Genomic DNA, 12707 nt, shown 5'->3' with positions numbered 1-12707 from the left:
GCCTTAAGCAGACTGGCTCGCTAAGGGCCGCCAATGGCCGAAATCACTCCCGAAATCGTTGCCCAGCACGGGCTGTCCGAGGATGAATACCAGCGCGTGCTGCACGCCCTGGGGCGTGAGCCGAACCTGGTCGAGCTGGGCATCTTCTCGGTCATGTGGTCGGAGCATTGCTCGTACAAGTCGAGCCGCCTGCACCTGAAGAAGCTGCCGACCGAAGCGCCCTGGGTGATCTGCGGCCCGGGCGAGAATGCCGGGATCATCGACATCGGGGATGGCCAGGCCGCCATCTTCAAGATGGAGAGCCACAACCACCCCAGCTACATCGAACCCTACCAGGGTGCGGCGACCGGCGTGGGCGGCATCCTGCGCGACGTGTTCACCATGGGCGCGCGGCCCGTCGCCAACATGAACGCGCTGCGTTTCGGCCGGCCCGATCATCCCAAGATGAAAAGCCTGGTCCAGGGCGTGGTTGCGGGAATCGGCGGCTATGGCAACTGCGTCGGCGTGCCGACCGTTGGCGGCGAGACCAATTTCCACAAGGCCTATGATGGCAACATCCTGGTCAACGCGATGACCGTGGGCGTGGCCGATACCGACAAGATCTTCTATTCGGCCGCCACCGGCATCGGCAATCCGATCGTCTATGTCGGCTCCAAGACCGGGCGCGACGGGATCCACGGCGCGACCATGGCCAGCGCCGACTTCGACGAGAAGAGCGAGGAAAAGCGCCCGACCGTGCAGGTGGGCGATCCCTTCACCGAAAAGCTGCTCATCGAGGCCTGCCTCGAGCTGATGGCCACCGACGCGATCGTCGCGATCCAGGACATGGGCGCGGCCGGCCTCACTTCCAGCTCGGTCGAAATGGCCAGCAAGGGCGGCGCGGGCATCCGGCTCAACATGAACCTCGTGCCCTGCCGCGAGGAAGGCATGACGCCCTACGAAATGATGCTGAGCGAAAGCCAGGAGCGGATGCTCATGGTGCTGAAGCCCGGCAAGGAGCCGATGGCCGAGGCGATCTTCCGCAAGTGGGAGCTGGACTTTGCCGTAATCGGTGAAGTGACTGATACCGGGCACATGGTGCTGGAATTCGACGGCGAAGTGGTCTGCGACATTCCGCTGGGCCCGCTGGCCGACGATGCCCCGCTCTATGATCGCCCGCACCTGAGCCTGGAAGAATACAAGGCCTGGGCCAAGGTCAAGCCGCTGGGCGAGATCCCGCAAAGCGCGGACCTTGGCGCGGACCTGCTCAAGCTGATGGCCTGCCCGGACCTCGCCAGCCGGCGCTGGATCTGGGAACAGTATGACAGCCAGGTCGGGGCCGATACCCTGCAGAAGAGCGGCGGGGATGCCGCCGTGGTGCGCGTGCATGGGACGAAGAAGGCGCTGGCGATCAGCACCGACTGCACCCCGCGCTACTGCTATGCCGACCCCTATGAAGGCGGGAAGCAGGCCGTGGCGGAAACCTACCGCAATATCTCGGCGGTTGGCGCCACGCCACTGGCGATCACCAATTGCCTCAACTTCGCCAACCCGCAGCGGCCAGAGATCATGGCCCAGATCGTCGAGGCGCTGCGCGGGATGGGCGATGCTTGCCGCGCGCTCGACTATCCGATCGTTTCGGGCAACGTCAGCCTCTACAACGAAAGCAAGGCCACCGGCGGCGGCTCAGCGATCCTGCCCACCCCGGCCATTGGCGGTGTCGGCCTGATGGCCGATCACGAGATCATGGCCACCATCGCGATCAAGGCCGAGGGCGAATGCCTGGCGATCATCGGCCCCAGCTATCCGGACCTGGGCCAGTCGCTGTGGCTGCGCGAGATCCACGGGCGCGAAGACGGTGAGCCGCCGCGCGTCGACCTGGGTGACGAACGCTTCCACGCCGAAGTAATCCGCCAGCTGATCGCCGATGGCGCGGTGACGGCCGTGCACGACATCAGCGATGGCGGCCTGCTGGTCGCGATCGCGGAAATGGCGCTCGCCGGCAACATTGGCGCGACCATCGATCCGATGGACACGGCCTTTGCCTTCAACGAGACGCAGTCGCGCTATCTGGTGATCTATCCGGCCGACAAGCCGCTCGACCGCAGCAAGGTGCCGTTCGAGAAGATCGGTACGACCGGCGGCGATGCACTGGTGATCAATGGCCAGCCGGTCGCACTCAGCGCGCTTCGTGAAGCGAGCGAGAGCTTCTTCCGCGACTGGATGGAAGGCTGAATTCACCGCGACGCCGTCACCCCGGGCTTGACCCGGGGTCCCGCTGAAATTTCTCGCGTTGCCTTGCGTGGCGAACCTGCAAGAACAGCAGCGGGACCCCGGATCAGGTCCGGGGTGACGATGAAGGGACATGGCTGGTGACTACAGGCTATTCCGGCACGCCGCTGGCGAAGAAGCTCAACCTGCGCGACGGGATGCGGGTGTGGTTCGATGCTATGCCCGAAAGCGTCGCCGATGAAATCGACGAATATGCGCTGGACCTGCGGTTTGCGGACGATCCGGCCAAGGGGGTCGACGCCGCCCATGTTTTCGTGACCGAGCGCGCCGTCCTGGCGCAGCGACTGGCGGCGCTGCGCGATCAGATCGCCAGTGATGGCCAGGTCTGGGTCAGCTGGCCCAAGCAGGCCGCCAAGGTGCAAACCGACGTGACCGAAGACACGGTGCGCGAAATCGCGCTACCGCTGGGCTTCGTCGATACCAAGGTCTGTGCGATCGACGAGGTCTGGTCAGGCCTGAAACTGGTGATCCGCAAGGAGCTGCGCTGACCGCAGCTCCCCCTGTCAGGCAGCCTTTTTCTTGGCCGCCCCCAGCAGGTCATAGGGATCGATCCCCATCCCGCGCCAAACTTCGTGGGCCTTGCTGTAATTGACCGCCGGGGTGATGTGCAGCCGCTTGCGCACGTCCTCGATCGGCATGGCCAGCAGTTCGCGGATCGGCTGTTCGACCAGGCGCGGACAGGCCTTGCCCAGCCGCTGCCCTTCGCGCACCGCGCGCAGCACCGGGGCGCTGCTCTTGATCCGCTTCTTGATTTCCAGGCCGCCGGCATAGCCCAGCAGCAGGTGACCCGGGCTGGGTTGCTGGCTGTAGGTAAAGGCCAGCACGCACTGTTCGCCCAGCGCATCGCGGCCGAAGCCGGTCAGCACGTGCAGCAGGTCATGCGTGTCGCGCATCCGGTTGTAGTACCATTCCATCTGGTCGTGGAACTTCTCGCGCTTGGCGGCGAATTCGGCGAACTCGTCAACCAGGCCCTGTGCGGTCAGCCCTTCGCGCTCCATGAAATCGCAATAGGCATGGGCTAGGCTGCCCTTGGGCAGCCGGCGCAGCGCGGCGTGATCGTCAAGGATCGGCGGCAGATAGGGCTCGCTCTTGCGCAGCGCCTGGCCGCGTGAGGAGCGCAGGAAGCTCTCGGCGGCAGCGCGCAGGCCGGTCCAGGGCAGCGCCTCGAAGATGTAGAACACCTCCTTGGTGTTCTCCTTGTCCTTGACCAGCTCCTTGAAGTGCCGCCAGGCCTTGGGAATGTTGCGCTTCAGCTGCGGGCGCCGCTCGTCATAGATCGGCAGGTCCGCGGCAACATCGGCAGCGGCGGGCTCTTCGGCAGTAAACTGCGCAGTGGGGGCAAGGCTGTCCATTAATCCAATCTGTCATTAGCTGACACGGGTGTCAATATATCGCTCCCGCCAGTGTCCCGGTATCTCGCCAATCGGTTGCCGATCCGTTATCCGAGCCATCGGGCAGGGAGAAACCCATGAACCTTCTTGATCGACGCTGGCCACTGGTCATGGCCGTTATTCTCGGCCCTGGGTCGCTGTACCTTGGCCTGGCGCTTGGCACTACCGAGCCTGAGGCATGGAACCTTGCCGCGCGTTACACCGCGCGGGTTGGACTGCCGATCTTCATGCTGGCCTATGCCGCCTCCAGCCTGCTGCGCCTGGCCCCGTCAGCCACGACAAAGGCTCTGGTCCGCGACCGGCGCCGGTGGGGGCTGGCCTTCGCCTTCACCCACACGATCCATTTCGGCGCGCTCTATATGGCGGTCACCACGCGGGGCGACAGCCTCAGCCTGCTCGCCCCCGGCGCAGTGGCCTATCTGGCGATCCTGGCCATGGCGCTGACCTCCAGCGATGCAGCGATGAAGGCCCTGGGGGCCAACTGGAAGCGGTTGCACCGCACAGGCATTCACGTGATCTGGCTGGTCTTCACCCTGGCCTATGCCAAGCGCATTCCCGAAGCGGATACGATGATCACCGGGCTGGTCGGCACGGCGCTGTCCCTGTCCGCCGCCGCCCTCAGGCTGGCGGCATGGCGCAAGACCAGGCGGGCCTAATCCCCGATCCAGTCCCCACGCGGGATGCCAAGCAGCAGCAGCACACTGGTCAGGTCACCGGCGGCGACATAGCCGTGGGCGGCCTCGCGCGCCTTGGGCTTGGCGTGATAGGCAATCCCGTGGGTGGCCGCGCGCAGCATCGGAATGTCGTTGGCACCATCGCCAGTGGCCAGGCTCGCTCCGCCGCGCAGCGCCACTTCCTCGCGCAGCACCTGCTCCTTGACCGAGCTGTCGACGATCCCGCCGACCAGCCCGCCGGTCAGCGCACCGTGCTCTACCCCCAGCCGGTTGGCGACAACCCGCTCGAAGCCCAGCTGATCGGCCACCGGATCGGCAAATTGGTGGAAACCACCTGTGACGAGGACGGTAAAGCAACCATGATCCTTGAGCGTGGCGACCAGCGTGGTGGCCCCCGGCATCGGCGGCACGCGCTCGGCCAGGCACTGGGCAATCGCCCCCTCGCCCAGCCCGCCCAGCAGCCGCACCCGCTCGGTCAACGCCTCGGCAAAATCGAGCTCGCCCTGCATGGCGCGTTCGGTGATTGCGGCGATCTGGTCCTTCAGCCCAGCAAAGTCGGCCAGCTCGTCGATGCATTCGGCCTGGATCATGGTTGAATCCATGTCCGAGACGAACACCTGCGGCACGACCGGCGCCTCGGCGCTGACCAGCAGGTCGGCGACCGGGAAGACCCGCTCCAGCACGGCGCGCATGGTGGCCGCATCGCCATCGACCGAGAACTGCAGCACCTCGTCCAGCCCGGCCAGTGGCTCGGCCGCATGGACCCGCACTCCGGCCGCTTCGAGCGCGTGGATCGCGGCCGAGACATTTGCCGACAAGACCGCCGGTTCTGCTATCACGCGGGCAATGGGCACGAAGGATTCCCCTGTAGATTCGGACCGCGAACGGCCGCCGGTGGCGCTCATCGCAGGGCCGACCGCCAGCGGCAAGAGCGATCTGGCCGTGCGGCTGGCGCTGGCCCTGCGGGAACGAGGCCGCGAAGCGGTGGTGATCAATGCCGACAGCGCGCAGGTCTATGCCGACCTCGCCGTGCTGAGCGCACGCCCCGGCGAGGAAGAGATGCAGGGTGTGCCGCACTGCCTGTTCGGCGAATGGGACGGCGCGACCGCCTGTTCCGCCGCTGACTGGGCACGGGCAGCGCGGGCTCTGGTTGAGGAAGTCCATGCTGGCGGGGCGGTGCCGATCCTGGTCGGCGGGACCGGGCTATACTTGCGCACGCTGCTGGATGGCATCGCCCCGGTGCCGCCGATCGATCCGGCGGTGCGCGAGGCGGTGCGGGTCATGCCCGTGGCCGAGGCCCATGCCGCCCTCGCCCGCGAAGACCCAGAGCGGGCCGCCCGCCTTTCCCCCAATGACACCACCCGCGTCGCCCGCGCACTGGAAGTGGTGCGCTCCACCGGCCAGCCGCTCGCCGCCTGGCAGGAACGGCGCGAGGGCGGGATCGGGGCGGCGATTACCCTGCACCCGCTGCTGCTCCTGCCTGACCGGGCCTGGCTGTATGAACGCTGCGACCGGCGCTTTTCGCTGATGCTGGAGCGTGGAGCCCTGGCCGAAGTGGAGGCGCTGCTGGCGCGCGGGCTGGACCCGGCCCTGCCGGTCATGCGGGCCATCGGCATGCCAGAACTCACCGCACATTTGCGCGGCGAAATGTCGCTTGCCGTAGCGGAAAGCATGGGGCAGCAAGCGACCAGGAACTATGCCAAGCGGCAGTACACCTGGTTCCGGGGGCAGACTTCCGCCGATTGGCCACGGATCGAGTCATTTAATGTCGATTCTCTCGATCCATTTGCATCATTATTACAACAATAATTCTTGACACGATATTTCCTGTCTCCTAGGGCCGGGTCACTTCCTGCCCACGGCAGGCCCGCACGAGTTGGAGAGGGCGACCCGGTACAGGCCACTGTGCCGGGTCGGTTCTTTGATAGGGGCGGCAAGAATGATGAAGGACTGTTACGGTGAGTGAAGAGCGCAGCGGCGCAAGCATCCTGGTCGAAAGCCTGGTCCGCCAGGGGGTCGAATTCGTCTTCGGTTATCCCGGGGGCGCGGTGCTGCCGATTTACGACGCCCTGTTCGCCGATCCGCGCATTCGCCACATCCTGGTCCGGCACGAAGCCGGCGCGGCCCATGCCGCCGAAGGCTATGCTCGTTCCACCGGCAAGCCCGGCGTGGTGCTGGTCACCTCCGGCCCCGGCGCAACCAATGCGGTGACCGGCATTGCCGATGCCTTCATGGATTCGATCCCGCTGGTGGTGATCACCGGCCAGGTCGCTACTGGCCTGATCGGTTCGGACGCTTTCCAGGAAGCCGATACCGTCGGCATCACCCGCCACTGCACCAAGCACAACTACCTGGTGAAGGACCCGGCGGAACTGGCCGCGACGATCGACGAGGCTTTCCAGATCGCCACGGAAGGCCGCCCCGGCCCGGTCGTGATCGACATTCCCAAGGACGTGCAGGTTGCGGTCGCCAGCTTCAGCCACGGCGCGCCGCAGCGTCGCAACCGCTACACGCCGACTCTGCGCGGGACCGACAAGGACATTGCCCGCGCGATCGAACTGATCGGCAATGCCCGCGCGCCGATCCTCTATACCGGCGGCGGCGTGATCAATTCCGGCCCGCGCGCCACCGAACTGCTGCGCGAGCTGCAGGAAAAGACCGGCGCGCCGGTTACTTCCACCCTCATGGGCCTGGGCGCCTTCCCGGCCGACCATGCCGACTGGCTGGGCATGCTGGGCATGCACGGCACTTACGAATCGAACATGGCGATGAACAAGGCGGACCTGATCGTCTGCGTGGGCGCGCGGTTCGATGACCGGGTGACCGGGCGGCTCGATGCCTTCTCGCCCCATTCGACCAAAATCCACATCGATATCGACCGCTCCTCGTTCAACAAGACGGTGCCGGTCGACCTGCCGATCCTGGGCGATTGCGCCGAGGTGCTGGAACAGCTGCTCGACGCCTGGGGCGATCGCAAGGCCCAGGACCTGACCGAGTGGAAATCGCGCATCGATGGCTGGCGCGCGCGCCAGAGCCTGGCCTATCCGGCCAATCCGCAGGCGATCATGCCCCAGCTGGCGATCGAGCGGCTCTATGAACTGACCAGGCACCGCGATCCGGTGATCTCCACCGAAGTGGGCCAGCACCAGATGTGGGCGGCGCAGTACTTCCCGTTCTTTGCGCCGAACAAGTGGCTCACCTCGGGCGGGCTCGGCACCATGGGCTATGGCCTGCCCGCCGCGATCGGCGCGCAGCTGGGCAATCCCGACAGCCTGGTGATCGACATTGCCGGCGATGCCTCGATCCAGATGAACATCCAGGAACTGGGCACGGCCACACAGTATCGCCTGCCGGTCAAGGTCTTCATCCTCAACAACGAATGGATGGGCATGGTCCGCCAGTGGCAGGAACTGACCTATGAAAGCCGCTATTCGGAAAGCTATTCGGACAGCTTGCCCGATTTCGTGAAGCTGGCCGAGGCCTATGGCTGGAAGGGCATCCGGATCGAGAACGAAGGCCAGCTGGACGCCGGTATCCAGGCGATGCTCGATCATCCGGGGCCGGTGATCGTCGATTGCCTGGTCCACAAGGAAGCCAACTGCTTCCCTATGATCCCCAGCGGCGCGGCGCATACCGACATGATCCTCTATGGCGATCAGGTTGCCGGGACCATGGACGACGAAGCCAAGGCGCTGGTGTAAGGAACGCTCCGATGATGAAGATCAAACAGCAGGCGTCGGAACGCCACGTCCTGACCATCACGGTCGACAACGAAGCCGGGATCCTGGCCAAGATCGCCGGCCTGTTCACCGCGCGCGGCTATAACATCGACAGCCTGACCGTGGCTGACATTACCGAGAACCACGCGGTCAGCCGGATCACCATCGTCACCCACGGCCCGCCCCAGGTGATCGACCAGATCCACGCCCAGCTGGAACGGCTGGTGCCGGTCCACAAGGTGATCGATCTGACCGAGGCCGGGGCCCACGTCGAGCGCGAGCTGGCACTGGTCAAGGTGGCCGGCACAGGCGAGGCCCGGGTCGAAGCACTACGCCTGGCCGACGTGTTCCGCGCGAGCGTGGTCGACACCACGACCAGCAGCTTCATTTTCGAACTGACCGGCGCGCCGGACAAGATCGACCGCTTCGTCAGCCTGATGCGCGAGCTGGGGCTGGTCGAAGTGGGCCGCACCGGGGTGGTCGGCATGATGCGCGGGGCCGAAGCGGTTTAGCGGCACTTTTTCATTCACCGTGTCATCCCCGCGCAGGCGGGGATCCATGGTGCAAGGGCAGTCCATGGGTTCCCGCGTGCGCGGGAACGACAAGTTAGGAAACGGAAGCGACAATGAAGGTTTACTACGACGCCGATTGCGACCTGAACCTGGTCACGGGCAAGAAGATCGCCGTGCTTGGCTATGGCAGCCAGGGCCACGCCCACGCGCAGAACCTGCGCGACAGCGGGGTCAAGGAAGTGGCGATCGCGCTGCGTCCCGGTTCGGCCAGTGCCCGCAAGGCCGAAGCCGCCGGTTTCAAGGTGCTGCCCAACAAGGAAGCCGCTGCCTGGGCCGACATCCTGATGATCCTGGCCCCCGACGAACATCAGGCTGCGATCTGGGCCGATGACATCAAGGGCAACCTGCGCCCCGGTTCGGCCCTGGCCTTTGCCCACGGCCTCAACATCCACTTCGGGCTGATCGAGGCGCCCGCCGATATCGACGTGATCATGATCGCGCCCAAGGGCCCTGGCCACACCGTGCGCGGCGAATACCTCAAGGGCGGCGGCGTGCCGTGCCTCGTCGCTGTCCACCAGGACGCCACCGGCAATGCGCTCGATGTCGCGCTGGCCTATGCCTCGGGCGTTGGCGGTGGCCGCTCGGGCATCATCGAAACCAACTTCAAGGAAGAATGCGAAACCGACCTGTTCGGTGAGCAGGCCGTGCTCTGCGGCGGGATCACCCACCTGATCCAGGCCGGGTTCGAAACCCTGGTCGAAGCTGGTTACGCCCCGGAAATGGCCTATTTCGAGTGCCTCCACGAAACCAAGCTGATCGTCGACCTGCTCTATGAAGGCGGCATCGCCAACATGCGCTATTCGATCAGCAACACGGCCGAATATGGCGACATCACCACCGGCCCGCGGATCATCACCGCCGAAACCAAGGCCGAGATGAAGCGCGTGCTGGCCGATATCCAGTCGGGCCGCTTCGTGAAGAACTTTGTGCTCGACAACCGCGCCGGCCAGCCGGAGCTGAAAGCCGCTCGCAAGGCCGCCGCCGCGCACCCGATCGAGCAGACCGGTGCCGCGCTGCGCGCCATGATGCCGTGGATCGGCGCCAACAAGCTGGTCGATCAGGACAAGAACTGAGCGTTCAGCGCGCCGCCCCGGCCAGGTTCGGGGCGGCGCGCTAGACCATCTTGCCGAAGGCCGTGCGCAATTCGCCAACGAAGGCTTCGGGCTGTTCCCAGGCGGCAAAGTGGCCGCCTTTTTCCATATCCCCCCAGTGGACAAGGTTCTTCAGGCTGCGCTCCGCCCATTTGCGCGGCGTTGGCAGGATTTCGCGCGGATAGGCGCTGACCGCCGTCGGCAGCTCAATTTCCACCGGGGCGAAGGCATTGAAGCTCTCCCAGTAGAGCCGCGCGGCTGAGGCGCCGTTGCCGGGCAGCCAGTAAAGCATGATGTTGTCGAGAATGGCATCGCGGCTCAGCGCATCGAAGGGCGATCCGGTATTGTCGGTCCAGGCCCACATCTTCTCGAAGATCCAGCCAGCGAGACCGACAGGACTGTCCACCAGCCCGTAACCCACCGTCTGCGGCCGGGTGCTCTGCTGCTTGGAATAGCCCGAATCCCAGTCCTGGTAATGCTGCAACGCGACCAGCGCCTTTTGCTCGGCTGGCGAGGGATTGGCGAGGTCTTCGGGCAGCGGCCGGGCGATCGGCATGTTCAGGTGGATGCCCAGGCACCCCGGCGGCTTGATCAGGCCGATCGCGGTGGTCACGGCCGATCCCCAGTCACCGCCCTGTGCCACCCAGCGATTGTAACCCAGCCGCTGCATCAGTTCGGCCCAGGCAAAGGCGATCTTTGGCACACCCCAGCCGGTTTCGCTCGGCTTGCCCGAGAAACCGAAGCCCGGCAGCGATGGGGCGACGACGTGGAAAGCAAGTTCGCCCGCGGGCGGATTGGTCAGCGCCTCGATCACGCCCATGAACTCGATCACCGAGCCCGGCCAGCCGTGTGTGATGACGAGCGGCATGGCATCGGCGCGCGGTGATCGGACGTGCAGGAAATGGATGTCCAGCCCCTGGATCTCGGTCTTGTACTGGCCCAGCCCATTCAGCCGCGCCTCGCACCGCCGCCAGTCATAGCCCTTGCGCCAGTAGCCGACGAGGTCCTGCAGCACGGCGAGCGGCGTACCCTGCGACCAGTCATCGACCGGCTCCTTTTCCGGCCAGCGGGCGAGGTCCAGCCGGGCATCGAGATCGTCCAGCTGCGCCTGCGGGATCGCGAGGGTGAAAGGCTTGATTTCGCTCATGGTCTATCCTTGCAGCGCTGCCTTGGCGGCAGCTTCAACCTTGCCGCGATCGAACAGTGTCACGGTCGAGCTGCCCTTGGCCAACACATTGCCGTCAATATCCAACAGCTGCCCTTCGACAAAGGCGGTCTTCTTGCCGCGCCGCTCGATCCAGCCTTCGGCAATCACCCGCCCGGGGCGCACAGGCGCGAAGAAGCTGACCTTGATCTCCAGGCTCATCGGCGTGACATCGTGGCCCAGCACGGCGATCACCGCATGGGCCATGGCCGCATCGATCCAGCCGGTCACGAAGCCGCCCTGCACTACTCCGCCGGAATGGCACTGGTTGGCGCGCGCCTCGTATTCCAGCCGCGAACGGCCTTCGGGGTTCATCTCGACGATGCGGACAAGGCCCATCGTCTCGTAAAGGCTGTCAACGCTCACCGTCGGTTCCTTCAGGCCAGCGCCGAATAGATCAGCGTCTTCAACTCGCGCCGGATCGGGTAAGTGCTGCTGGGGGCCAGCTGGGTCATGAAGACCATGGTGATCTCCTCAACCGGGTCGACGAAGAAGGCCGTGGAATACATCCCGCCCCAGTAATACTCGCCGACCGAACCCGGGATCATCGTCCGCACCGGATCGAGGTTGACCGCAAAGCCCAGGCCGAACCCGACGCCGGCATTGGTCGCCTCGCTGAACAGCGACTTCGACCACGAGGCCAGATCGCCATCATCGGGCAGGTGGTTGAGCGTCATCAGCTCGATCGACTTGCGCCCGAGGATTCGTGCGCCATCCAGCTCGCCACCATTGAGCAGCATGGTGTTGAAGCGGTGATAGTCGAGCGCGGTCGAAACCAGCCCGCCCCCGCCCGAAACCAGCCGCGGCATCTTCGCCCACAGGCTTTCCGCGCCGCGATCGAACAGCACCTTCCCCTTGCCCGGCACGAAGCTGTAGCAATCGGGCAGGCGGTGCAGCTTGTCAGCCGGGACCATGAGGCCGGTGTCGACCATCTTGAGCGGCGCGAAGATGTGCTGCTCGAAATACTCGTGCAGCGGCTGGCCCGACAGGCGTTCCACCACTGCGCCCAGCACGTCGGTCGACACCGAGTAGTTCCAGGCCTCGCCGGGCGAGAATTCGAGCGGCAGCTTGCCCAGTGCGGCGATGAATTCGTCCAGCGTCAGGTTGCCATGCCAGTTCTCGATCTTGCCCTCGCGATAGGCGGCATCGATATTGGTGCGGTTCTGGAAGCCATAGGTCAGGCCCGAGGTGTGGCGCAGCAGGTCGACCATCTGCATCGGCCGGGTGCAGGCCCTGGTCAGGAACGGCACCCCCGCCCCGCCACCATTGTAGACCGCCAGGTCTTTGAATTCCGGCAGCACGTGATGGACCGGCGTATCAAGCGCAACCCTCGCCTGTTCCAGCAACTGCATGAAGGCCACCGAGGTGACCGGCTTGGTCATGGAAGCGATGCGGAAGATCGTGCTTTCATCGATCTGCTTGCCATCACCCTCGCGCGCCGCGCCCTGCGAGGAAAAGTGGGCGATCTCGCCCCGGTGCGCCACCAGCACCTGGGCATGGGGCAGCTTGCCGGTATCGAGGTAGCGATCCTTGATGAAGGCGGGAATGCGGGCAAGGCGGGCTGGGTCGAATCTCATTCGGTCTTTCCGGTCACTGATTGAGCAACCCTATTGCCGCGAGTCCCAGGTCAAAGCAACGAATGCGCATTGCTGGCTTTACAAGCCGGGTTCGAGACTCCATAGGCTCGGTCCATGACCACTCTGTTTGGCCTTACCCTGCGACTTATCCGCCCTTGGGCGTGAGCGGGCGTGCCATCCTCGGGCGCGCAGCATCGCCCAAGGGACT

The 12707-nt window shown here is 65.2% G+C and carries 12 protein-coding genes; 7 read left to right on the top strand and 5 right to left on the bottom strand.

The genetic code is table 11. The annotated features are described in order from the left end of the window. Window positions 1–33: 33 nt before the first annotated feature. Window positions 34–2214: a phosphoribosylformylglycinamidine synthase subunit PurL gene (purL, locus tag O9281_RS02750; RefSeq protein ID WP_298182477.1), complete on the top strand. Its 2181-nt coding sequence runs from the start codon at window positions 34–36 to the stop codon at window positions 2212–2214. Window positions 2215–2351: 137 nt separating this feature from the next. Then, window positions 2352–2759, top strand: a complete 408-nt coding sequence (locus O9281_RS02745) for a DUF3052 family protein (protein ID WP_298182475.1) — start codon at window positions 2352–2354, stop codon at window positions 2757–2759. Window positions 2760–2774: 15 nt separating this feature from the next. On the opposite strand, the gene O9281_RS02740 is transcribed toward O9281_RS02745, so the two are convergent. Beyond that, entirely contained in the window at window positions 2775–3623 is an 849-nt protein-coding gene (locus O9281_RS02740) for a Coq4 family protein (protein ID WP_298182473.1), read from the bottom strand. Between the two features lie 116 nt (window positions 3624–3739). On the opposite strand from O9281_RS02740, the gene O9281_RS02735 reads away from it, so the two are divergent. Continuing rightward, window positions 3740–4318: a hypothetical protein gene (locus O9281_RS02735; RefSeq protein WP_298182471.1), complete on the top strand. Its 579-nt coding sequence runs from the start codon at window positions 3740–3742 to the stop codon at window positions 4316–4318. Here the strand turns inward: O9281_RS02735 and serB are convergent. Next, a complete protein-coding gene (serB, locus tag O9281_RS02730) occupies window positions 4315–5154 on the bottom strand; it encodes a phosphoserine phosphatase SerB (RefSeq protein ID WP_298182469.1) in 840 nt (279 codons plus the stop codon). The two genes, O9281_RS02735 and serB, sit on opposite strands and share 4 nt — an antisense overlap. A gap of 28 nt (window positions 5155–5182) precedes the next feature. Between serB and miaA the strand changes: the two genes are divergently transcribed. From miaA to ilvC, 4 genes are all read left to right on the top strand, one after another. After that, window positions 5183–6145, top strand: coding sequence for a tRNA (adenosine(37)-N6)-dimethylallyltransferase MiaA (gene miaA / locus O9281_RS02725; protein WP_298182467.1), 963 nt, complete (start codon window positions 5183–5185; stop codon window positions 6143–6145). Window positions 6146–6294: 149 nt separating this feature from the next. Continuing rightward, window positions 6295–8037, top strand: coding sequence for a biosynthetic-type acetolactate synthase large subunit (gene ilvB, locus O9281_RS02720; RefSeq protein ID WP_298182465.1), 1743 nt, complete (start codon window positions 6295–6297; stop codon window positions 8035–8037). Between the two features lie 14 nt (window positions 8038–8051). Then, window positions 8052–8567 (top strand): acetolactate synthase small subunit, encoded by a 516-nt coding sequence (ilvN, locus tag O9281_RS02715; protein ID WP_298182601.1) that lies wholly within the window; start codon window positions 8052–8054, stop codon window positions 8565–8567. A gap of 113 nt (window positions 8568–8680) precedes the next feature. After that, a complete protein-coding gene (ilvC, locus tag O9281_RS02710) occupies window positions 8681–9700 on the top strand; it encodes a ketol-acid reductoisomerase (RefSeq protein ID WP_298182463.1) in 1020 nt (339 codons plus the stop codon). Between the two features lie 40 nt (window positions 9701–9740). Here the strand turns inward: ilvC and O9281_RS02705 are convergent, their stop codons facing one another. Genes O9281_RS02705 through O9281_RS02695 form a run of 3 tightly spaced genes read right to left on the bottom strand, consistent with a single transcriptional unit; the run spans window position 9741 to window position 12499 of the window. After that, the gene (locus O9281_RS02705; protein ID WP_298182461.1) at window positions 9741–10865 is read right to left on the bottom strand and encodes an epoxide hydrolase family protein; all 1125 of its coding nucleotides are present in this window, start codon (window positions 10863–10865) and stop codon (window positions 9741–9743) included. Between the two features lie 3 nt (window positions 10866–10868). Then, the gene (locus tag O9281_RS02700) at window positions 10869–11288 is read right to left on the bottom strand and encodes a PaaI family thioesterase (protein ID WP_298182459.1); all 420 of its coding nucleotides are present in this window, start codon (window positions 11286–11288) and stop codon (window positions 10869–10871) included. A gap of 11 nt (window positions 11289–11299) precedes the next feature. Further along, the gene (locus tag O9281_RS02695) at window positions 11300–12499 is read right to left on the bottom strand and encodes a serine hydrolase (protein WP_298182457.1); all 1200 of its coding nucleotides are present in this window, start codon (window positions 12497–12499) and stop codon (window positions 11300–11302) included. Window positions 12500–12707: the final 208 nt, after the last annotated feature.

Origin of the sequence: Novosphingobium sp. (assembly GCF_027531025.1) — a bacterium.
Classification (GTDB): domain Bacteria; phylum Pseudomonadota; class Alphaproteobacteria; order Sphingomonadales; family Sphingomonadaceae; genus Novosphingobium.
Note: the sequence above shows the minus strand (reverse complement) of the source record. Positions and strands in the feature narration are given on the sequence as shown.

Excerpts from the sequence above, each read along its gene's own strand:
- O9281_RS02695 (WP_298182457.1), bottom strand. The coding sequence starts at position 12,499 with ATGAGATTCGACCCAGCCCGCCTTGCCCGCATTCCCGCCTTCATCAAG.
- O9281_RS02740 (WP_298182473.1), bottom strand. The coding sequence starts at position 3,623 with ATGGACAGCCTTGCCCCCACTGCGCAGTTTACTGCCGAAGAGCCCGCC.
- ilvC (WP_298182463.1), top strand. The coding sequence starts at position 8,681 with ATGAAGGTTTACTACGACGCCGATTGCGACCTGAACCTGGTCACGGGC.
- O9281_RS02705 (WP_298182461.1), bottom strand. The coding sequence starts at position 10,865 with ATGAGCGAAATCAAGCCTTTCACCCTCGCGATCCCGCAGGCGCAGCTG.
- O9281_RS02735 (WP_298182471.1), top strand. The coding sequence starts at position 3,740 with ATGAACCTTCTTGATCGACGCTGGCCACTGGTCATGGCCGTTATTCTC.
- purL (WP_298182477.1), top strand. The coding sequence starts at position 34 with ATGGCCGAAATCACTCCCGAAATCGTTGCCCAGCACGGGCTGTCCGAG.
- ilvN (WP_298182601.1), top strand. The coding sequence starts at position 8,052 with ATGAAGATCAAACAGCAGGCGTCGGAACGCCACGTCCTGACCATCACG.
- miaA (WP_298182467.1), top strand. The coding sequence starts at position 5,183 with ATGGGCACGAAGGATTCCCCTGTAGATTCGGACCGCGAACGGCCGCCG.